The organism is Bradyrhizobium huanghuaihaiense, from assembly GCF_007830635.1.
Lineage (GTDB): Bacteria > Pseudomonadota > Alphaproteobacteria > Rhizobiales > Xanthobacteraceae > Bradyrhizobium > Bradyrhizobium huanghuaihaiense.
On record NZ_VLLA01000003.1, the window covers coordinates 459,957 to 479,813 of the forward strand.

At 64.7% G+C, this 19,857-nt stretch carries 17 protein-coding genes and 2 tRNA genes; 9 read left to right on the forward strand and 10 right to left on the reverse strand.

The genetic code is table 11. The annotated features are described in order from the left end of the window. Positions 1–139 precede the first annotated feature (139 nt). On the forward strand, positions 140–1,390 hold the full coding sequence (locus IQ16_RS10050; protein WP_018648589.1) for a NupC/NupG family nucleoside CNT transporter: 1,251 nt from the start codon (positions 140–142) through the stop codon (positions 1,388–1,390). A 190-nt stretch (positions 1,391–1,580) separates the two neighbouring features. On the opposite strand, the gene IQ16_RS10055 is transcribed toward IQ16_RS10050, so the two are convergent. Further along, a complete protein-coding gene (locus tag IQ16_RS10055) occupies positions 1,581–2,108 on the reverse strand; it encodes a cupin domain-containing protein (protein ID WP_018648590.1) in 528 nt (175 codons plus the stop codon). 217 nt (positions 2,109–2,325) lie between these two features. On the opposite strand from IQ16_RS10055, the gene IQ16_RS10060 reads away from it, so the two are divergent. Beyond that, positions 2,326–4,452: a tetratricopeptide repeat protein gene (locus IQ16_RS10060; RefSeq protein ID WP_018648591.1), complete on the forward strand. Its 2,127-nt coding sequence runs from the start codon at positions 2,326–2,328 to the stop codon at positions 4,450–4,452. A 206-nt stretch (positions 4,453–4,658) separates the two neighbouring features. Here the strand turns inward: IQ16_RS10060 and IQ16_RS10065 are convergent, their stop codons facing one another. Continuing rightward, the gene (locus IQ16_RS10065) at positions 4,659–4,946 is read right to left on the reverse strand and encodes an usg protein (RefSeq protein WP_018648592.1); all 288 of its coding nucleotides are present in this window, start codon (positions 4,944–4,946) and stop codon (positions 4,659–4,661) included. 399 nt (positions 4,947–5,345) lie between these two features. On the opposite strand from IQ16_RS10065, the gene IQ16_RS10070 reads away from it, so the two are divergent. Next, a complete protein-coding gene (locus IQ16_RS10070) occupies positions 5,346–5,660 on the forward strand; it encodes a co-chaperone GroES (protein ID WP_014494241.1) in 315 nt (104 codons plus the stop codon). 46 nt (positions 5,661–5,706) lie between these two features. Next, complete coding sequence (gene groL / locus IQ16_RS10075) at positions 5,707–7,347, forward strand: chaperonin GroEL (RefSeq protein ID WP_027560140.1); 1,641 nt, start codon at positions 5,707–5,709, stop codon at positions 7,345–7,347. Positions 7,348–7,572: 225 nt separating this feature from the next. Here the strand turns inward: groL and lepB are convergent, their stop codons facing one another. The 6 genes from lepB to IQ16_RS10105 all read right to left on the reverse strand — a co-directional run bounded on the left by lepB (position 7,573) and on the right by IQ16_RS10105 (position 11,566). Further along, positions 7,573–8,310, reverse strand: a complete 738-nt coding sequence (lepB, locus tag IQ16_RS10080; protein ID WP_026312863.1) for a signal peptidase I — start codon at positions 8,308–8,310, stop codon at positions 7,573–7,575. A gap of 154 nt (positions 8,311–8,464) precedes the next feature. Beyond that, complete coding sequence (locus IQ16_RS10085; RefSeq protein WP_035668385.1) at positions 8,465–9,628, reverse strand: SPFH domain-containing protein; 1,164 nt, start codon at positions 9,626–9,628, stop codon at positions 8,465–8,467. Between the two features lie 335 nt (positions 9,629–9,963). Then, positions 9,964–10,029 (reverse strand) — tRNA-Lys (locus IQ16_RS10090). Positions 10,030–10,033: 4 nt separating this feature from the next. After that, a tRNA-Phe gene (locus IQ16_RS10095) sits at positions 10,034–10,103 on the reverse strand. Between the two features lie 201 nt (positions 10,104–10,304). Then, entirely contained in the window at positions 10,305–10,592 is a 288-nt protein-coding gene (locus IQ16_RS10100; protein ID WP_018648263.1) for a GIY-YIG nuclease family protein, read from the reverse strand. 140 nt (positions 10,593–10,732) lie between these two features. Beyond that, positions 10,733–11,566 (reverse strand): LysR family transcriptional regulator, encoded by an 834-nt coding sequence (locus tag IQ16_RS10105; protein WP_018648262.1) that lies wholly within the window; start codon positions 11,564–11,566, stop codon positions 10,733–10,735. A 129-nt stretch (positions 11,567–11,695) separates the two neighbouring features. Here IQ16_RS10105 and IQ16_RS10110 point away from each other — a divergent pair, with 129 nt between their 5' ends. From IQ16_RS10110 to IQ16_RS10120, 3 genes are all read left to right on the forward strand, one after another. Further along, positions 11,696–12,289 (forward strand): cysteine hydrolase family protein, encoded by a 594-nt coding sequence (locus tag IQ16_RS10110; protein WP_026312861.1) that lies wholly within the window; start codon positions 11,696–11,698, stop codon positions 12,287–12,289. A gap of 12 nt (positions 12,290–12,301) precedes the next feature. Further along, positions 12,302–12,940, forward strand: coding sequence for a glutathione binding-like protein (locus IQ16_RS10115; RefSeq protein ID WP_018648260.1), 639 nt, complete (start codon positions 12,302–12,304; stop codon positions 12,938–12,940). 74 nt (positions 12,941–13,014) lie between these two features. Then, positions 13,015–13,839 (forward strand): SDR family NAD(P)-dependent oxidoreductase, encoded by an 825-nt coding sequence (locus IQ16_RS10120; protein WP_018648259.1) that lies wholly within the window; start codon positions 13,015–13,017, stop codon positions 13,837–13,839. A gap of 64 nt (positions 13,840–13,903) precedes the next feature. Here IQ16_RS10120 and IQ16_RS10125 read toward each other — a convergent pair whose 3' ends face one another. Then, positions 13,904–14,995, reverse strand: a complete 1,092-nt coding sequence (locus tag IQ16_RS10125) for a DUF2778 domain-containing protein (protein ID WP_018648258.1) — start codon at positions 14,993–14,995, stop codon at positions 13,904–13,906. A gap of 651 nt (positions 14,996–15,646) precedes the next feature. Here IQ16_RS10125 and IQ16_RS10130 point away from each other — a divergent pair. Together IQ16_RS10130 and IQ16_RS10135 are read left to right on the forward strand one after the other, a co-directional pair. Further along, the gene (locus IQ16_RS10130) at positions 15,647–16,168 is read left to right on the forward strand and encodes a FecR domain-containing protein (protein WP_026312859.1); all 522 of its coding nucleotides are present in this window, start codon (positions 15,647–15,649) and stop codon (positions 16,166–16,168) included. Positions 16,169–16,262: 94 nt separating this feature from the next. Next, entirely contained in the window at positions 16,263–18,149 is a 1,887-nt protein-coding gene (locus IQ16_RS10135; RefSeq protein WP_018648256.1) for a CHASE2 domain-containing protein, read from the forward strand. 205 nt (positions 18,150–18,354) lie between these two features. On the opposite strand, the gene IQ16_RS10140 is transcribed toward IQ16_RS10135, so the two are convergent. Beyond that, entirely contained in the window at positions 18,355–19,857 is a 1,503-nt protein-coding gene (locus tag IQ16_RS10140; RefSeq protein WP_018645821.1) for a glycosyltransferase family 39 protein, read from the reverse strand.

A 19,857-nucleotide genomic window follows, 5' to 3' on the forward strand; every position in this document is an offset into this window, starting at 1 on the left:
ACTGTCCGCCCCCTGATCTGATAGGCTTCCCGCGTGGCTGAGACGGGTCCGCTTGTCAACAACGGACACTTCCGGGGCCGGTCGGCATTGCCTTTGCAACGCACGCGCGGCCATAATCATTGGGGGTTTTGGGGACATCATGCTTCGCCTGCAATCGGCACTCGGCATTTTCGCATTGCTGCTGATCGCCTTCGCGCTCGCGGAGAATCGCCGCGCGGTCTCGCTGCGCCAGGCGGCGATCGGCCTCGCCGCGACCTTCGTCACCGCGGTCGTGCTGCTGAAACTGCCGGTCGTCGCCCATGCCTTCGGCACCATCAACGACGCGGTCGGCGCGATCTCGGCGGCCTCGCGCGCCGGCTCCGCCTTCGTGTTCGGCTATGTCGGCGGCGGCACCCTGCCCTTCGACCTGAAGGTGCCCGGCGCCGACTTCATCCTGGCGTTCCAGGCGCTGCCGATCGTGCTGGTCATGAGCGTGCTGACGACGCTGCTGTTCTATTGGCGCGTGCTGCCGCCGATCGTGCGCGGCATGGCCTGGCTGCTGCGGCGCACGCTCGGCGTCGGCGGCGCGGTCGGGCTCTCGACCGCCGCCAACATCTTCCTCGGCATGGTCGAGGCGCCGCTGTTCGTGCGGCCGTATCTGGCGCAGATGACCCGCAGCGAATTGTTTCTGGTCATGACCGGCGGCATGGCCGGCATCGCCGGCACCGTGCTGGTGCTCTATGCGACGCTGCTGGCGCCGCTCATCCCCGACGCGGCCGCGCATTTCGTGATCGCATCCGTGCTGGGCGCGCCGGCCGCGATCCTCGTCAGCCTGATCATGGTGCCCGAGACCTCGGACAAGCGCACCGGCGGCGCGCTGGAGGATCCCGAGATGGACGTCGCCAGCACGATGGACGCGATCGTGAAAGGCACGAGCGCAGGGCTCGAGCTGCTGCTCAACATCGTCGCCATGCTCTTGGTGCTGGTGGCGCTGGTCTATCTCGTCAACGCCATCCTCGGCCTGTTGCCAAACATCGGCGGCGCCGCGATCTCGCTGCAGCGCCTGCTGGGCCTCGTGATGGCGCCGGTGTGCTGGCTGATGGGATTGCCGTGGGACCAGGCGGTGACGGCCGGCAGCCTGATGGGCACCAAGACCGTGCTCAACGAGCTGATCGCCTATGTCGACTTCTCGAAGCTGCCGCCCGACACGCTCGATCCGCGCTCGCGCCTGATCATGCTTTACGCGATGTGCGGCTTCGCAAACTTCGCCAGCCTCGGCATCATGATCGGTGGCCTGGGAGTGATGGCGCCGGAGCGGCGCGAGGAGATCAACGCGCTCGGGCTGAAGTCGATCGTGTCGGGGACGCTGACAACGTGCTTGATTGGAGCGGTGGTGGGGGTGTTGGCGTAGCAACGGCTCCGTAGCCCGGATGAGCGCAGCGAAATCCGGGACAGCGTCGCTGCGGAGAGAGTGTCCCGGATTTCGCTGCGCTCCATCCGGGCTACGAGCTGTCATTGCGAGCGAAGCGAAGCAATCCAGAATCTGTCCGCGGAGACAGTCTGGATTGCTTCGCTGCGCTCGCAATGACGACGGAGAGAGCCTACGCCTTCAACTCCACCGTCTTGAATTCCGCCGGCAGGATCACCTCCAGCAGCTCGACGTCGTCCGAATAATCCAGGATCATGTGCTTGATCTTCGGCGGCTGGGTCCAGGCGCTGCCTTCCTTCATCAAGGTCTCGCCCTGCCCGTCCATGTAGGTCTTCACCCAGCCCTTGAGCACGTAGACCATCTGGAACTCGACGTCGTGGAAATGCAGCTTCGAGACCTCCGCCGGATCGCAGGGGCCTTGCAGCCGGATCACATGCGCCTGCGCCAGGCCATGGGTCGCATCGGCAATGCCGAGGTCGCGGTATTTTGCGTAGGCGCGCAGGCCGTCGGCCTTGAAGTCCTCTTCGCGGTGATGGCTGATCGCGATGCGCTGCCTCCGGCGTGCGGGCTTCTTCGGTGCCGCCGTGCGCGCCTTTGCCTTGACCGCCTTGCGTGCCGAGGACCGCGCCGCGGCCTTGGCGCCGCTCCGCTTCTTCACCGCAGTCTTCGATGCGGGTCTTGATGCCTTTTGCCTGGCCATTGTCTGCCTCCCTGATCAGAGCCGCGCCCGCCGGACGGGTGCAACCCGAAGGCAGATTAGCCAGTCCTGGACCGGGCAGCAATTGCGGGGCTGGATCAGCGAACGACATGACCCGATCGCTCGTAGCTTGTCCGAAGCTGTCGCGGCGAACGGCAGTCGTCTCGTATTCGTTCCCGCGCCGATTTAGTCTCGCCGGGAGATTCTGGGGGATTGATTCATGAGCAACAGCGTAGGTCAGCGTGCATTCCACAATGCCCGGCTTCGGAAGCGGCAGCAGGCCGAAGTACTGCCATTGCTCGGGCTGGCCCTCCAGTTGCACAAGCAAGGGCTTCTCCCCGAAGCCCGGAATGGCTATCGCCAGGTCCTGCAGCTCGAGCCCAACCAGTTCATTGCGCTGCATATGCTCGGCAGTTTGGAGTCTGATGCCAAGAACTATCAGGAAGCCGAAACCCTGCTGAGCCGGGCGGTTGCCGTGGATCCGAAATCTGCCGACGCTCACATGAGCCGAGGCGTCGCGCTGAACAAGCTGCGACGTCACGATGAGGCCCGCGAGAGCTATCGAAGGGCCCTCGCCTTGCGCCCCAACTACGCCTTAGCCCTGTCCAATCTCGGCAACGCGAGCGTGACCGTCGATCTTCAGCAAGCGCTCGAGTGCTACGACAAGGCGCTCGCAATCGACGCAAATCTTGCCGAAGCCCACAACGGCCGGGGTTGGGTGCTCTGCCGTCTGCGCAATTATGACGAGGCCATCGCAAGCCTGAACCGCGCGCTGTCGATCAAGCCCGACTATGCCTCGGCACTGGCGAACCGCGCCATCGCATTGCAGGAGCTTCTGCAATTTGACGACGCCATGGCGGATTGCAATCAGGCGATCGCCCTGGCGCCCGACGAGATGAACGGGTGGCTCGGGCGCGCCAATGTCTGGCTGCAGATCCAGCAAATCGCCGAAGCATTGCACGATAGCGAGAAAGCCATCGCGCTCGATCCCGATGCCGCTCAAGCTCACCTGGTCCAGGGCGTTTGTCTCTCCACACTTGGGCGGGTCGACGAAGCTCTGGCCAGTTACGACAGAGCGCTCGAGATCGAGCCTAGCTTCCCGGGCGCGATCTCCAACAAGATATTCACGCTCGATTTCGTGGCGGATGCCAGCGTTGAGCAGCATCAGCAAGCGCGGCAGCTCTGGTGGGAGCGGATCGGCACGACGTTCGCTTCAGAAGTGGCGGGACCATACGACAACAGCCGCGATCCGGATCGCCCTCTGGTGCTCGGCTACGTCTCGTCGGACTTCAACGCGCATTCGGCCGCGTTCATATTCAAGCCGGTCCTGCAATACCACGACCGGGCACAGTTCGAGGTCGTGTGCTACTCTTGTTCGTCGAAAGTGGATCCGGCCACCGCCGAATTTCAAAAGATCGCCGATCGCTGGCGCGACGCCTCGCAATGGAGCGACGATCGCCTCGCCGATCAGATCCGCGCCGATGGCGTCGATATCCTGATCGATCTGTCCGGCCACACCAAAGGAAACCGCCTCAGCGTGTTTGCGCGCAAGCCGGCGCCGATCCAGGCCCATGGCTGGGGGCACGGCACCGGCACCGGGCTGCCGACGATCGATTATCTGTTCTCGGACCCGGTCGCGATTCCTGCCGCGGTCCGGCATCTGTTTGCGGAAACCATCGTCGACCTGCCGTGCTTCGTGACACTGGAGCCGCTGCCAATGGAGCTTGCGGGGGCGTCAACACCGGCGATCTCGAACGGCTTCATCACATTCGGTGTGTTCAACCGCATCAGCAAGATTTCGGACCAGGCCGCGCAGGCCTGGTCAAGGATTCTCGAGCGGGTGCCCGGATCACGACTGCTGATCAAGGATGTTGCGCTGGACGATCAACTGGTCCGCGACAATCTGCTGGCACGGCTTGCAGCTTGCGGCGTTCCGGCCGAACGCGTCGAACTGCTCGGCACCACCTTGCGGGTCGATCATCTGGCGGCGTTCAATCGCGTCGATATCGCCCTCGACCCGTTCCCGCAGAATGGCGGCGTCAGCACGTTGGAAGCCTTGCAGATGGGCGTGCCCGTGGTGGCGAAGCTCGGGAACAGTCTGCCCAGCCGTGCCGCCGGCTCCATTCTCACCGCGCTCGGCTTGCCGGACTGGGTGACGGACAGCGAGGAGGCCTATGTCGACATCGCGGTGAGCCGTGCGGCTGAGATCGGCGATCTCGACAAGTTGCGCGGCGAACTGCCCGGACAGGTCCGGGCTGCGGCCGCCTGCAACCCGGTCGCCTACGCGCAAGCGGTGGACGAGGCCTATCGCGCGATGTGGAAGCGCTATTGCAGCAGCGACGTCTGATCGCGTGTTCGTAGGCTTCGCGTAGCCGCGCTCCAACGTAGATATCGTAGGGTGGGCAAAGCGACTTGTCCGCCGTAGCTCGAAGAGCGAAGGCGGAAGCGTGCCCACCATTTTCAGATGTGGTCGCGGAGAGATGGTGGGCACGGCGCTAACGCGCCTTTGCCCACCCTACGAGACCGGCGCTCGCTACGAGACCGGTGCTCTGCTCAATGCAGCCGGAACACGCCGTCGACGGCGCGCAACTCGGCGGGCTTGATCAGCTTGGAATGCGCGACGGTCACCGAGAACAGCGGACCGTCGAGCTTTTCCTGCCAGAAGGCCAGGAAGTCGGTCAGCGCCGGAAATTTCGGAAACATGTCGTAGTTCTGCCAGACATAGGTCTGGAGCAGCGAGGGATGATCCGGCATCCGGTAGAGAATTTGTGCCGTCGTCAGCCCGTAGCCCAGCATCTGTTTCCGGAAGTCCTCGGAAACGCCCCCAACCCGCAATCCCATGCCAACCTCCTTTGCAGGAGCGCATTCAGGGGGCGGCTTTCCGGGTACGCGTACGAGCCACCCGATGGAGATGCGCTCACATGAGAGAAATGTGACGCAAACTGACAACCCATCTCAAGCTCAAAAGTTTAACAAGCTGTTGAAATTCAATGCGTTAGCAGCAGACAGGACTCCGTGCTAATACGGTCTCCCATGGAGCCTCGAAGAGGCCTCCGAGGCTGGTTAACGATGGAAAAGAGAATCTGGCAGTCCACGCTTCCGGGTGCCGATTTTTCTGCTAGAAGCCCTTGCCCCCGCAAAATTCCTGTCCTATTTCAACCTCGCCTGTGCTAGCACTCGCGGGCACAGACTGCTAATGCCAAAAAATTCCCATATCGTGCAACTACTTAGGAGGACTGCATGAAATTCCGTCCGCTTCACGACCGCGTCGTGGTCAAGCGCATCGACGCAGAAGAGAAGACCGCTGGCGGCATCATCATTCCCGACACTGCCAAGGAAAAGCCCTCCCAGGGTGAAGTCGTCGCCGTTGGCCCGGGTGGCCGCGACGAAGCCGGCAAGCTGATCCCGATCGACCTCAAGGTCGGCGACCGCGTGCTGTTCGGCAAGTGGTCCGGCACCGAGGTCAAGATCGACGGCGTCGATCTCCTGATCATGAAGGAAAGCGACATCATGGGCGTCCTCGACGTCCCCGCTTCCAAGAAGAAGGCGGCCTAAGAGCCCCTCTCTCCCTCCAGTCAAACATACCTAAGGAAAATTCCAGATGGCAGCCAAAGAAGTCAAATTCTCGGTTGAAGCGCGCGACAAGATGCTGCGCGGCGTCGACGTTCTCGCCAACGCGGTGAAGGTCACGCTCGGTCCGAAAGGCCGCAACGTCGTGCTCGACAAGTCGTTCGGCGCTCCCCGCATCACCAAGGACGGCGTCACCGTCGCCAAGGAGATCGAGCTCGACGACAAGTTCGAGAACATGGGCGCCCAGATGGTGCGCGAAGTCGCCTCCAAGTCCGCTGACGCGGCCGGCGACGGCACCACCACCGCCACCGTGCTCGCCCAGGCGATCGTGAAGGAAGGCGCCAAGTCGGTCGCCGCCGGCATGAACCCGATGGACCTCAAGCGCGGTATCGACCTCGCTGTCGAGGCCGTCGTTGCGGACCTCCAGAAGAACTCCAAGAAGGTCACCTCGAACGAGGAGATCGCCCAGGTCGGCACCATCTCGGCCAACGGCGACCAGGAGATCGGCAAGTTCCTCTCCGACGCCATGAAGAAGGTCGGCAACGAGGGTGTCATCACCGTCGAGGAAGCCAAGTCGCTCGAGACCGAACTCGACGTCGTCGAGGGCATGCAGTTCGACCGCGGCTACATCTCGCCCTACTTCGTCACCAACGCCGACAAGATGCGCGTTGAGATGGACGACGCCTACATCCTCATCAACGAGAAGAAGCTCTCCTCGCTGAACGAGCTGCTGCCGCTGCTCGAGGCCGTGGTGCAGACCGGCAAGCCGCTGGTCATCGTCGCCGAGGACGTCGAGGGTGAAGCGCTCGCGACCCTGGTCGTGAACCGCCTCCGCGGCGGCCTGAAGGTCGCGGCCGTCAAGGCTCCGGGCTTCGGCGATCGCCGCAAGGCCATGCTGCAGGACATCGCGATCCTGACCGGCGGCCAGGCGATCTCGGAAGATCTTGGCATCAAGCTCGAGAACGTCACGCTCAACATGCTCGGTCGCGCCAAGAAGGTGATGATCGACAAGGAGAACACCACGATCGTCAACGGCGCCGGCAAGAAGGCCGACATCGAGGCGCGCGTGGCCCAGATCAAGGCGCAGATCGAGGAGACCACCTCGGACTACGACCGTGAGAAGCTCCAGGAGCGTCTCGCCAAGCTCGCGGGCGGCGTCGCGGTGATCCGCGTCGGCGGCGCGACCGAGGTCGAGGTGAAGGAGCGCAAGGATCGCGTTGATGACGCGATGCATGCGACCCGCGCGGCTGTCGAGGAAGGCATCGTCCCGGGCGGCGGCGTCGCCCTGCTCCGTGCCTCCGAGCAGCTCAAGGGCCTGCGCACCAAGAACGACGACCAGAAGACCGGCGTCGAGATCGTGCGCAAGGCGCTGTCGGCTCCCGCTCGCCAGATCGCGATCAACGCCGGTGAAGACGGCTCGGTGATCGTCGGCAAGATCCTGGAGAACAAGGCCTACAATTACGGCTTCGACTCCCAGACCGGCGAATATGCCGACCTCGTCAAGAAGGGCATCATCGACCCGACCAAGGTGGTCCGCACCGCGATCCAGAACGCTGCCTCGGTTGCCGCGCTCCTGATCACCACGGAAGCCATGGTCGCCGAGCTGCCCAAGAAGGGCGGCGCCGGTCCGGCGATGCCTCCGGGCGGCGGCATGGGCGGCATGGACTTCTAAGTCCGGCCGTTCAGGCACAAATACGAAATGCGAAACCCCGGCAGCGATGCCGGGGTTTTTGTTTGGGGGAATGCAGAAGCAGTGGCCTCGTAGCCCGGATGGAGCGCAGCGCAATCCGGGACAGTGCGTCCATCGCGGGCAGTCTTCCCGGATTTCGCTGCGCTCCATCCGGGCTACGAAGGTGCCCGAGAGGCGCCCCGGAATGACGGGATGAGACCGCGCCCCTCACTCCACCTTGCCAAGCCGCTCCATGTGCGGATCGCCGTTCTCGTCGAGCGACCAGAAGATCCGCGTCACCTTGCCGACGAGGTTGTCCATCGGCACGAAGCCGAACGCCGACATCATGCGGCTGTCGGTGGAGTTGTCGCGGTTGTCGCCGAGCACGAAGACATGGCCTGGCGGCACGGTGTAGACGCTGGTGTTGTCGAGGAAGCCATTGTCGACGCAATCGTAGGTGACATAGCTCGTGCCGCTCGGCAGCGTCTCGCGCCAGCGTTTGGCCTTCGCCTCGTCATCGCCTCCGCAGGCAGCACCGGCAAACACCTCCTTCAATGCCACGCGCGTCACCGCGCGGTCGTTGAGGATGAGCTGCCCTCTCCGCATCTGGACCCGGTCGCCGGGCAGGCCGATTACGCGCTTGACGTAATCGACCGAGGTGTCCTTCGCCGTGCGAAACACGACGATGTCGCCGTATTCGGGGTCGGCGGCAAGGATGCGGCCCGACGGTGCGAAGGGGAAGGAATAGCGGCCATAGCCGTAGGCGTATTTGGCGGCGAGGACATAGTCGCCGACGACCAGCGTCGGCGTCATCGAGCCGGACGGGATGTTGAACGGCTTGTACAGGAAGAAGCGAACCAGGAACGGCGGCGACCACAGCACCGGGATCAGCAGGATCAGGACGACGATCGCCTTCCATTCGCTGGACCGCGCCGAGGGACGGATCGTTTGCTCAAGAGTGGTCATGCGCCTGCCTGATCAAGATCGTTATCGTGAGATTACGCAACCTGCGCGCGCGTGCAATCCCCTGCGAACATGCGAATTGGTCGCGCGTCGCGCGGATCGCGTTCAGCGCAAGCGACGCGGATGTGAAGGGCCGCCCGTGGGCGGCCCTTCCGTTTCATGCGCTCTCGGGCGCCTTCAGGCGCACGAGCCGGGTCAAGAGGGCATCGAGGCCCTGACCGTCGCCGGCATGGAGGTCGATGCGGCCGACCTTCTCGACCAGCCGCTCCAGAGACTCCAGCTCCTTGAGCCGCAGCAGCAGGGGGTTCTCCTCCATCAGGCGGGCGGTGTTCAGGAGCGAACGCGTCGCCGCGGTCTCCTCCTGCCGGCGGATCAGGTTCGCCTTCGCGACCCGCTCCGCCTCCACCACCTTGTTCACCAGCTCCCGGATCTCGCCGGGCAGGATCACGTCCTTCACGCCGAGCTCGGTCACCTCCACGCCGGACTCCGCGACGCGTGCACGCACATAGTCGCGCAGCTCCGCATCCAGCGCCGCCTTCGCAGACAGCACCTCGTCCAGCGTCCGGCCCGCGACCGCTTCGCGGATCGCGAACTGCACCAGGCGGTACAGCCACGCATCCACGTCGGGCACGGTCGCAACCGTCCGCTCGGGATCGACCACCTTACGGAACGCCGTCAGCGTCACCCGCAGCGCGATGCGATCCTTGGTCAGCATCTCCTGCGCGGTGATCTCGACCGCCTGGGGCCGCAGGTCGAGGCGCTTCACCTCGATCTTGCGGCCGACGGTCCAGAAGGCGTGCCGGCCGGGCGCGAGCCGCTCCACGAGCCGGCCCTCGACGTAGAGAAGACCCGCCTCGTGGTTCTCGACCACCGTCTCCGACGTCACGGCCGAGCGGTTGCGCTCGATCATGGCGAGGTGCCGCGCGCTGACCTTGGGATCAGCGGACACATCGATGCGCTCGACATCGATGCTCGTTGCGACCTTCCAGTAGACGCGCACCTGCCAGGGCGTCATCAGGTGCACGGGCCGGCCGTCGAGGCTGACGATGGCGACCTCGTCCGCCCTGGTCTCGACCGCCTCGAACAGCTCGGCGGCCAGATCGGGCCGCGCGGCCTTCAGCACGGCGTAACGATCCGCAGGGAATTCAGTCCCCACGACGTTGAACACGACAGCCGTCAGCTCGTTGCGCAGATCGAACAGGCGATGCCGGCCAGGCGCGAGCACACGCTCGAGCTGGCCGTTCCGCGTCAGTAGCGCGCGCTCACCGTCCTTCACGGTGATCGTGGTCGTCAGCAAATGCCAGGTCTTTTCAGACGCCATGGCACGCCTCCTTCGTTTGCGTCCGGCCGGATGCCGGACAACAGGTTTCGTTTGCAAAGGATGTGAGGACGCGGACGACGCTTCCCATGACATCGGCGGACCGGGGCTTGAGCTTGCGTGATGGCGGGCGCACGCGCGCGATCGCGCGAGGTGTGTCGCGCGGTCATGCGGAGCCACCCGGCATCAGCGCAAGCGGTATCGACCCGCGGCGCAAAGCCGGTCTCACAGTGTCGTTGTTCGGACGAAAGCCTTTTGGGCAATGCAGCCGGACGGCGACTGAAGCGCGCGTCCGGTCCCCTTCAGAGGTATCAGCTTTTCAGGCTGAAACGGAGCGCTGGAGCGGGATTCGAACCCGCGACAGGATGATTAAAAGTCATCTGCTCTACCAAACTGAGCTATCCTTTGTGCAAGAGACCGGAATCGAACCGATGCCTTCGGGTGTTCAGCCCGACGCTCTCCATGAGCTACGTCCTGCGTTTCTCCTTCATTCGGCGGAACACGAAGCCGGAGACCGGCCCGCGCCAGTCGGGATCTCAGAGAGCCCGAACCCATGGCCTAGCGAAGGACGGCGCTAATAGACCAGGCACGTTCGGGTTGCAAGGGGGATGGCGCAAGATTTTTTCTTGTCATTCCGGGGCGCGGCGAAGCCGCGAGCCCGGAATCCATAACCACAGGCCTAACTGGAGATACCGCTATAGAGGTCATCCCAATTCGGATTCTGTTCGTCGATCAATCGCGTCTTCCAATCCCGCCGCCATTTCTTGAGCTCCTTCTCGCGAGCGATCGCGCTTGTGGGGTCGTCGAAAATCTCAAAAAGAACCAGCTTGTCGACGCCGTATCGCTTGGTGAAACCTGGAACGACCTTCGTCTTGTGCTCGTACACGCGTCGAACAAGGTCACTCGTTACGCCAATGTACAGCGTGCCATATTTCCTGCTTGCCAGGATGTAGACGTAGTACGTCATTGCATCCGCCTGTGGTTATGGATTCCGGGCTCGTCGCTTCGCGCCGCCCCGGAATGACGACCGAATGTTAGGATCAGACGGAGATCCCATCAACCAAAAGCTGCAACAGCAATCTGCGATCGTCACACCGAGACATCGCCTCAACTGCGCGACATCTCCTGGAAGCACGCCCTCACCCAGTCGATCGTCACGCGCGCTGCGGCGTCGCGCTTGAGATGGTTTTGTACCAGCAGCCAGACGTCGCGGCGCTTCTGCAGCGGCGTGGCGCGCAGGCGGCGATCGCCGAGCAGGTCCGCGCAAACATACTCCGGCAACACACCGGCGGCCTGATGCGCGCGGATCAGATTACGGATGACGCGAACGTTGTCGGTGACGCAGCGCGCGCGGGCTTTCTTCGTGCGCAGGAATTGCATCTCGGGAATGGCCCCGAGCTCGTCCGGATACGCACACAGCATCGGCTCGCCCTCGGTCGTCACAGGCTCGAAATAATAGATCCGGATATCGCCGAGCTTTGAGATTGCGAAGTCGCCCTTGTCGGGTTTGCGCAGGCGGATGGCGAGATCGGCCTCCCAGCGCGAGAATTTGACGTTCTCGCTCGAGGTGAGGAATTGCAGCGTCAGGCCGGGATTGGCACGCAGGAAGCCGCTTGCGCGCGGCGACAGCACCTCCTCGGCGACCGTGTTGGTGGAGGCGATGCGCAGGCGTCCCACCGGACCTTCCAGGCTCTCGCTGAGGCGACCGATCTCGGCGGCATGCGCGGCCATCGCCTCGACATGCGCCAGCACCGCCTCGCAACTCCGCGTCGGCCTGCGGACGCCGTCGGCGGCCTCGAACAAACGCAAACCGAGCGCACGCTCGATGCGCGACAGCCTGCGCCCGACCGTGGTCTCGTCGATGCGCAGCCGCGCGCTGGCGCCCGCGTAGGTGCCCTCGTCCCTGACGGCAGCGATGATGCGCAGATCGTCCCAGTTCATCGTGTGAGGTTATACCGACCGGGAGGTGCCTGCAATATCGCAGCCACCCGCTGCAATATCCCTGCATATCGGCAGGCGTTGCCGGAGCTATGTTTGTTCAGCCTTTTTGCCCCGGAGATTGCCAAGACCATGACGACCGCAAAGACCCTGCTGCAGCTCGCCGGCGCCGATCTCAACCCGCCGCGTCTTGCCGACGCCGCGCTGGTGCTGATCGATATCCAGAACGAATATCTCGAAGGTCCTCTCGCCTTGCCCGACGCGAGACCTGCGATCGCGCGGGCGGCTGCGCTCCTGGCACGGGCTCGCGAGAGCGGAGCCGCGATCACCCATATCGCCCATCGCGGCAAGGCCGGCAGCCTGTTCGATCGCGGCGCCGAGCGTGGCGCCATCGTCGCCGAGCTGAGCCCCCAAGCCGGGGAGCTGGTGATCGAGAAGGAGTTGCCGAATGCCTTTGCCGGCACTGATTTGCGAGCGCGCCTTGCCGCAACCGACAGGAAGAACATCGTGCTGGCCGGCTTCATGACGCATATGTGCGTCAGCTCCACCGCGCGCGCCGCGCTGGACCTCGGTTTTCGCACCACGATCGACGCCGATGCCTGCGCCACGCGCGACCTGCCGGACGGACGCGGCGGCACCTTGGACGCCCGGACCATCCATGAGGTTGCACTCGCCGAGCTATCCGACCGCTTCGCCATCATCGCGCGCGGCGATGCACTGAAATAATGGAGCAACGCGATGCTGCAACTCTATTTCTCGCCGATGGCCTGCTCGCTTGCGAGCCGCATCGCGCTGATGGAAGCAGGCCTCGACGCGCGCTATCATCTGGTGCAGCTCAGGACCAAGCAGGTCGTGGGCGACGACAGCGACTTTCGCGGCGTATCACCGAAGGGGGCGGTGCCGGTCCTGGTGCTGGAGAACGGCGAACGGCTGACCGAAAGCGCGGCGGTGCTGCAATACATCGCCGATCTGAAACCGGACACGGGTCTTGCGCCGCGGCTCGGCGATCCCGATCGCTATCGCCTGCAGGAATGGCTGAGCTTCATCGGCGCAGAGATCCACAAGGCGTTCCTGTTTCCCACCTTCTGGTACAGCGACGAAGGCTCGCTCGCCAAGCCGCGCGCACGGATCCCGCAGACCCTGTCGGTGCCGTCAGCGCACCTTGCCGACCACGAGTTCCTCGTCGGCAACGGCTTCACCGTCGCGGATGCCCATCTCACCTGGGCCTTGCTGCTGCTCCGTCCCGCAGGGGTCGACATCGCACAATGGCCGTCGTTGTCGGCCTATCTCGAACGCATGCAGGGGCGGCCCACCATAAAGGAAGCGGTCACAACCGAGATGGCCTTGCGGAAGACGCTTGCGACGGGCCCGGCGTGACACGCCACTGGCACAGAGGTTGGCGATTGAGCTAGATCTTGCGACCGACTGGCATTGCACGACGGAGCAAGATCATGGCGCCGCACGACATTACGAGGGTATTGGCCGGCAAGGTCGCGCTGGTGACCGGCGCAGGACGCGGGCTCGGCCGCGCCTTCGCGGAGAAACTTGCCGGGCTCGGCGCTGATGTTGCCGTCCATGGCATGCGCGAGAACGGGCCGGCGGAATATGGTGAGGGCACCACCCTCACTGCGGTGGCCGCAGAAATCGGCCAGCAATTCGGCGTCCGCAGCCAGCGCGTGCTGGGCGATCTCACCAAGGGCGAGGACATCGCGCGCGTGATCGCCGAGACGGAAGGCGCGCTCGGCCCGATCGACATCCTCGTGTACAATGCGGGCGGCGACATCGCGGCCGCCGGAGGCAAGCCCGATCCGAACGACGCGGTGAACATCAAGGAGGCCGACGTACGCGCGGTGCTGGAGCGCAATCTGCTCTCGACCATCCTGACCTGCCAGGCCGTCGCGAAGGGTATGATGGAGCGCCGGCGCGGACGTATCGTCACGCTCGGCTCGGTCGCCGCTTTCAAGGGGCGCACCCAGGGCTCGATCTATGCGGTGTCGAAGGCCGGCGTCACTCATTACACGCGCTGCCTCGCCGATCAGCTCCGCCCCTACGATATCGCCGTCAATTGCATCGCGCCTGGCGATACCCGCACCGGCCGTTTCCTCGGCACGCGCGCAGTGGACCCTGGCAGGATGGTCGAGACCGGCACGCTCGACCGGATCGCAACCGTCGACGAGATCGCCCGGGTCGTCGAATTCTTCGCAGGCCCCATGGGCGCGTTCGTCTCCGGCCAGGTGCTGAGGATCGACGGCGGAGGACAGTGCTGGCCGGGCTGACACGTCGCGCAAAAAGAAAGGGCCGCTGCGAGCGGCCCTTTCGATCAACCGGTATCAACGAAGATCAGTCCACCCGCGCCAGCACCGCGAGCTTGCGGATGCCCTTGTTGCGGTAGGCGTCGAGGAACGCGTAGTAATCCCTGAACGACACGCAGCCGTTGGAATCGCCGTTCGGCCCGAGCATGAAGGTGTGCGCGAGCAGGCCGTCGCGGCCGTAGATCGCGCTCTCGCCGCCGATCGGGGTCAGGCGCAGCGCCGGCACGCCGTGGAACAGCGCTTCGCGCGGCTTCAGCGTGTAGATGTGCGGCGGCGTCACGCCGCGCATGCGGGTGCGCTGCGAGCGCGGATCGTCGAGATTGGAGCCGAGGCCGGAATGCGCCTCGAGCCTGGTGCCATCGGGCAGATACACCATCTTGGCGGTGATGTCGTAGACCGCCGTGTCGCGCTCATAGGGCGGCGCGCCGCCGAACATCGGGTTCTGCTCCTTCGGCGCGATGGCCGAGGTCACGCTGGCATCGGCCGAGGCATAGGCCAAAAGCCCGCCGGACGGCTCACGCTTGCCCCAGAGCTTTTCCACCATCGACTGGCGCGGCCCGGTGATCGACATCACCGCGGCCTTGGCGCGATCGGCGAAGGATTTTGGCTTTGCCTCGGGCGCCGGCACGATCTCGGCGGGGTCGGCCGAGGCCAGCTGCATCTGGCCCTCCGGCGCGCGCTTGGCCTTGTCCGCAGTCTTGTCGGTGGTCTTGTCAGTGTTCTTGGCCGCCGGCTTCAGTGCTTCCGCGACCTTCGCGATCACGCTCTGCTTCGGGGCGTCTTTGGCCGCAGCAACCTGGGTCGCAGGCGCGGCGCTCGGCGCATTCGAAGGCACGCCCTGCGTCGCGGCGGCGGCAAAGCGCTCGTTGAACATCTCGCGGGAGATGGGGGCTGCGACCTGGAGCCGGTCGGGCAGCAGCAGGGCAAAGGTCTCGTTGATGGCGTCGCTGGCCTCGCGCAGCACCACCTTGGGCGCACGCTTGATGACGGGCTCGTCGTAGCCGATGCTGCCGACGGTCGGATAGACGCTCGCGCCGAAGACGTTGCTGTAGATGGTCCAGCCGGCGCCCATCACGACGCAGCCGATCGCCGCGGCGCCAAGCCAATTGGTGGTGGTCATTTTCCGGGAAGGCTTCCGAAGAAAATTCTTACCAAGATTTTTGGACTTCCGTGCCGCGTTACTCTGCGCAGCGATACTCGTACTCATTCGCCTTGCGTCCAGGACGGTGTCACTCAGTCCCCCTTCGAAGCGCCGCTGGTCACGATCCGGGAACAGCATCTCGCAGAGGGTCGGAGCGTCATTAAGGCGACTTTTAGTTAAATGCGGATTAAGTTCGGGCAGATGTGGGGCAGCTCGTTAACGCTGTCTCATTCTGAGAAAAAAGCCCGCAGAACTACGGACTTAGTCGCGTTTGTTAACCATAATTCTCGGCTGGATCGGGCGATCAGCGAACGTCTTACGGCCGCCTCTCTAAGTACATCCAACCAAGTCATTTTCGTGGTCTTCAATGCCCTGATGATAACGGGGGAGCATTGCGCGAGGCTGGTGCGCGCCATCTCCCATTCGCCTCTCTCCGCTCGCGATGAGAGGGAGAGACTTGGCGCTCACGCGGCACGGCGCCCTGACTGAAAGTTGATCGCATCGGATCTGGAAAATGCCGCAGCGCGAAAATAGCTGCGAGAAGCGGCACTATTCAGCAGCCTCTGCGTGTGATACGGTACCGTATCAGCATCGCCTTGAACTGTGCCGAGCACGCGAACGGAGGCTGGCATGAGAGGGATCGCACCCGCCGGATTTTTCATTCTGGCGTGGTCGTTGTTGTTGACGGGATACGCGGCCGCGCAGCCGGCCAATGCGGGCTGCGCGCCGTCGCCATCAGCAGCCGGGACACAGACCTGGCGCTGCGACAACGGGATCACGATCGTTGCGGAGAATGGCGCCAGGTTTGAACTTAAGGACGCCAACCGCGACGGACATATTGACTCCGTGGAGTTGAGCAGCAAGGCGCTGCTGGTCGATGTGCCCAAGAAGCCCCGCGGCAATCCTTTCAAGGTGCTGACGCCACGGGCGATCGCCGCGGTGCGCGGCACGAAATGGGCCGTCGATGTCGCAGAGACCAAGACCGCGGTGTTCGTCGCCGATGGCCGTGTCGGCGTCTCCCGCAGGAGCGGCGGACGCGGCGTCGTGCTGGGACCGGGCGAAGGCGTCGATGTCGAGGTAACAGGCCCGTTGACCGTCAAGACATGGGGCCAGCCGCGCGTCGACGCGCTGATGGCAAGACTAGGCCAATAAGACTGGGTCAATAAGACTGGGCCGATAAGGCTCCGATAATACGATTAAGGCTCGCGCAGCAAGGCTCGGGCGACAAAGAAGATTGCAGTACGTAATGACTAGACGCGTTCAGATCCTGGTGGCTCTCGTCCTCACCGCGCTGTGGGGTGCCGGCATCTATGTCGGTCACGCCAACGGCCATCTGCGCTTTCTCGACCGCCTCGAGGCGACGCTGACGGATTGGCGGACGCAGGTCCGCGGCGTGCAGGCGCCGCCAGATCTCGTCACCATCGTCGCGATCGACGACACCGTGGTGAAGCGCGGTGGCAGCTATCCGCTGCCGCGCGCCGATCTCGCCCGCGTCGTCGATACCATCGTGCAGTTCAAGCCCAAGGTCGTCGCGATCGACCTCTTGCTGGTCGACCGCAGCGCCGCGATCGGCGATGCGACGCTCGCCAGTACGCTCGCCACCGGTCCCATGGTGCTTGCCGCCGCTGCGATCTTCCCGTCCGCCAGCGAGACCGTGGCGCCCAGCAGCCAGGGTCCCCTCGCCGTGCTGCCGCAAGCCGAGCGCTTCCTGCTGCCGCTGCCGGCGTTTGCCGACCATGCCGATGTCGGCGTCGTCAACGTCGCCACCGGGCAGTCGGGCTCGCCGCTCTCGGTGCCGATGCTGTTCCGGACCCACGACAAGGTCGAGCTCTCATTCCCCTTGCGCGTCGCGACCCGCGCGCTCGACAAGCCGCTGACGATCGCGCCGGACCGTCTCATGCTCGGCGATCGCGCGGTGCCGACCGACAGCGACTTCGCGCTGCCGATCACCTATTACGGGCCGCGCCGCACCATCCGCACCGTCAGCGCGCAGAGCATCTTCGACGGCACACTCGCGCGCGCGGCGATCGAGAACCGGATCGTGGTGATCGGCGCCTCGGTCGCCGGCGGCGGCGACTTCTATCCGACGCCGTTCGATTCCCTCATGCCGGGCGTCGAGGTGATCTCCACTGCGATCACGCATCTCGTTGCGGGCGACGGCATCACGCGTGACCACAAGGTTCATATCGCCGATGCGCTCACCGCGATCCTCTTGCCAGTGCTGCTGGTGGGCCTGCTCGCCTGGCGACGCAGCGCGCTCGGCATTGTCGCAGCAGCCGTCGTGATGATCGCCTGGGCCGGACTCAATTTGTTCGCCTTCACGCACGGCCTCTGGCTGAACGCTGCGACCACGCTTGCAGCAACGGTGCCACCGGTTGCGGTCTTTGCCGGCGTGCAGCTCTGGGCTGGCGGCCGCAAGGCGCAATATCTCACCGCCAAGAGCAGGTCGCTGGCGCAGTTCCAGGCGCCGGCGGTGCAGGAATGGCTGGCGCGACATCCCGATTTCCTGGCGAAGCCGGTCCGGCAGGATGCGGCCGTCGTCTTCATCGATCTCTCGGGCTTCACCGCGCTGAGCGAACGGATCGATCCGGACGATCTTCAGAATATCCTGAAAGCGTTCCATGTGCTGATCGACAAGACCGCGGTCGATTGCGGCGGCGTGATCATCAGCTTTCTCGGCGATGGCGCCATGATCCTGTTCGGCCTGCCAGAGGCGACGCCGGATGACGCGGCACGCGCGCTGAAATGCGCTATCGACCTGCATCGCAGCGTCGAGCGCTGGATGGCATCACTGCCGCCCGCGATTGGCGGCCGCCTCGGCTTCAAGATCGGCGCGCATTTCGGCCCGATCGTCGCCTCCCGTCTCGGCGAGAGCCACCAGCACATCACGGCAAACGGCGATACCGTCAACGTCGCGAACCGGCTGATGGAGGTCGCGGCCCAGAACGGCGCGCAGCTCGCGCTGAGCGATACGCTGCTGGATGCGGCCGACTATCTCGGCGATCCCGACAGCACGTTGAGGGGCCCGCTGCGCACGCAGGTCCGCGGCCGCTCCGGCACGGTCACGGTCTGGTTCTGGCGCGACGAGAGCAAGCCGGGCGCGGCGGCCACCCAAGCAGAGATATCCGGCTGAACAGCCACCGCTCGCTGCTCAACACTCCGCCGTCGTCCCGGCGGAGGCCGGGACCCATACTCCCGGGAGAGGTTTGGCGAAGACTAGTCGTGAACAGATCTTCGCGCGGTACGGGTACCTGCGCTCATCGATAAATCACGCGGTATGGGTCTCGGCTTTCGCCGGGACGACGATGAGGAGGAAGTTGCGGCTTCCTCACAACCTACTACCGCGCTTCCGGCGGCGGCGAGCGGTCGAGCACATCGCCACTGGCGCCTTCCAAGAGATCGATGCCGTAGGTTTCGACCACGAGCGGGCCGCGCTTGCGCTGCAATTGCGCGATTTGCGTCACCTTCGCAAAAAGGCCGTTGAGGGCGGGGTGCCCCTCGCCGCGCAGCTCGTCGACATAGAGCAGCTTGCCGGCGAGCAGCTTGGGATCGGGCTCGGGCATGTTGACCCAGCGGATGCGCTGGTTCTGCTGCACCACGCAGGTGCCGCGCGGCAGATAGAAGGCGAGCCAGCCGGTGGTGCCGTAATCCGGCGCAAGCACGCAGGTCGCACCATTGCGCGCGCGCTCGGCTTCGATTGCCGCGGCGAGCTCGCGCCAGCCGACGCCGACGCTGCGCACGGTCGCATCGCGGCGATAGCCCGACAGCCAGCCGGTGTTGGCCTGCACGATCAACGCTGCAAACATCACGATGCCCACGGGTGCGGCCCAGCGCAGGCAGAAGTCCGCCAGGCGCCGCTGGCGCGGCTTCCACTGCACGAGATTGGCGGCGGCCGCGGCCGCGATCACGAAGGGTGGATAGACGGGCGCAAACCAGTTGGCCTCGACGCGGGCATGCAGCGAATGCCAGACAAAATAGACGACGATGGTCCAGAACATCGTCTCGATCAGCACGCGCGAGGCCAGCGCGCCGGCCCGGTGCCAGGTCAGCGCGTGCAGGCCCATCGCGCCGAGGATGAAGACCAGCGGGGTCGCGAACGCGACCTGGGTCGGGATCAGCTCGGCGATGAAGACCGGACGGAAGTCCTCGATCTTCGCACGCCCGAGCTGCTTTGCGAACGAGACCCATTGGTGGTCCGCGTTCCAGAGGATCACCGGCGAGAACAGCGCCAGGGCCACGAGACCGCCGAGATAGGGCCAGGGGGAGAGAAACCACCGCCTGAGCTTCGGCACGGACGCGAGCCAGATCAGGATGGCGGCGCCAAAGAACATCGCGGTGTATTTCGACAGCAGCGCCGCGCCGACCGCGGCGCCGACCGCAAGCCACCAGGCGCCGCGGCCGGTCTCGAGCACTTTTGCGAGGAAGAACAGCACGAAGCTGGAGGCGACCAGCAGCGGCGCATCGGGCGTCACGATCAGCGTGCCGACCGAGGCCAGCAGCGTCACGTTGAGAAGGATGGCGCTGGTCGCGGCGACACGGGCGCCGCCGAACAGGATCGCCGCGGAGCGGTAGACCGCGTAGCTCATCGGCAGCGCGAGCAGGATCGAGACCAGGCGGACGCCGAGCTCGGTATCGCCGGCGATCATGGTGCCGGCGCGAATGACGTAGGCTACCATCGGCGGGTGGTCGTAGTAACCACCGGCCAGGTTCTTCGACCACATCCAGTAATAGGCTTCGTCGAAGGTGATCGGCGTGAAGGCGGCCGCGACGAGCCGCAAAGCCACCAGCGCGACAATCGCCAGCGCGGTGTTGCGGACGATCCGCGCGTCAGCTCCGCCCAT

Excerpts from the sequence above, each read along its gene's own strand:
- IQ16_RS10125 (WP_018648258.1), bottom strand. The coding sequence starts at position 14,995 with ATGACCACCACCAATTGGCTTGGCGCCGCGGCGATCGGCTGCGTCGTG.
- IQ16_RS10135 (WP_018648256.1), top strand. The coding sequence starts at position 16,263 with ATGACTAGACGCGTTCAGATCCTGGTGGCTCTCGTCCTCACCGCGCTG.
- IQ16_RS10115 (WP_018648260.1), top strand. The coding sequence starts at position 12,302 with ATGCTGCAACTCTATTTCTCGCCGATGGCCTGCTCGCTTGCGAGCCGC.
- IQ16_RS10105 (WP_018648262.1), bottom strand. The coding sequence starts at position 11,566 with ATGAACTGGGACGATCTGCGCATCATCGCTGCCGTCAGGGACGAGGGC.
- IQ16_RS10060 (WP_018648591.1), top strand. The coding sequence starts at position 2,326 with ATGAGCAACAGCGTAGGTCAGCGTGCATTCCACAATGCCCGGCTTCGG.
- IQ16_RS10100 (WP_018648263.1), bottom strand. The coding sequence starts at position 10,592 with ATGACGTACTACGTCTACATCCTGGCAAGCAGGAAATATGGCACGCTG.
- IQ16_RS10065 (WP_018648592.1), bottom strand. The coding sequence starts at position 4,946 with ATGGGATTGCGGGTTGGGGGCGTTTCCGAGGACTTCCGGAAACAGATG.
- IQ16_RS10130 (WP_026312859.1), top strand. The coding sequence starts at position 15,647 with ATGAGAGGGATCGCACCCGCCGGATTTTTCATTCTGGCGTGGTCGTTG.
- IQ16_RS10070 (WP_014494241.1), top strand. The coding sequence starts at position 5,346 with ATGAAATTCCGTCCGCTTCACGACCGCGTCGTGGTCAAGCGCATCGAC.
- IQ16_RS10120 (WP_018648259.1), top strand. The coding sequence starts at position 13,015 with ATGGCGCCGCACGACATTACGAGGGTATTGGCCGGCAAGGTCGCGCTG.
- groL (WP_027560140.1), top strand. The coding sequence starts at position 5,707 with ATGGCAGCCAAAGAAGTCAAATTCTCGGTTGAAGCGCGCGACAAGATG.
- IQ16_RS10140 (WP_018645821.1), bottom strand. The coding sequence starts at position 19,857 with ATGGGCGGAGCTGACGCGCGGATCGTCCGCAACACCGCGCTGGCGATT.
- IQ16_RS10050 (WP_018648589.1), top strand. The coding sequence starts at position 140 with ATGCTTCGCCTGCAATCGGCACTCGGCATTTTCGCATTGCTGCTGATC.
- IQ16_RS10055 (WP_018648590.1), bottom strand. The coding sequence starts at position 2,108 with ATGGCCAGGCAAAAGGCATCAAGACCCGCATCGAAGACTGCGGTGAAG.
- lepB (WP_026312863.1), bottom strand. The coding sequence starts at position 8,310 with ATGACCACTCTTGAGCAAACGATCCGTCCCTCGGCGCGGTCCAGCGAA.
- IQ16_RS10110 (WP_026312861.1), top strand. The coding sequence starts at position 11,696 with ATGACGACCGCAAAGACCCTGCTGCAGCTCGCCGGCGCCGATCTCAAC.
- IQ16_RS10085 (WP_035668385.1), bottom strand. The coding sequence starts at position 9,628 with ATGGCGTCTGAAAAGACCTGGCATTTGCTGACGACCACGATCACCGTG.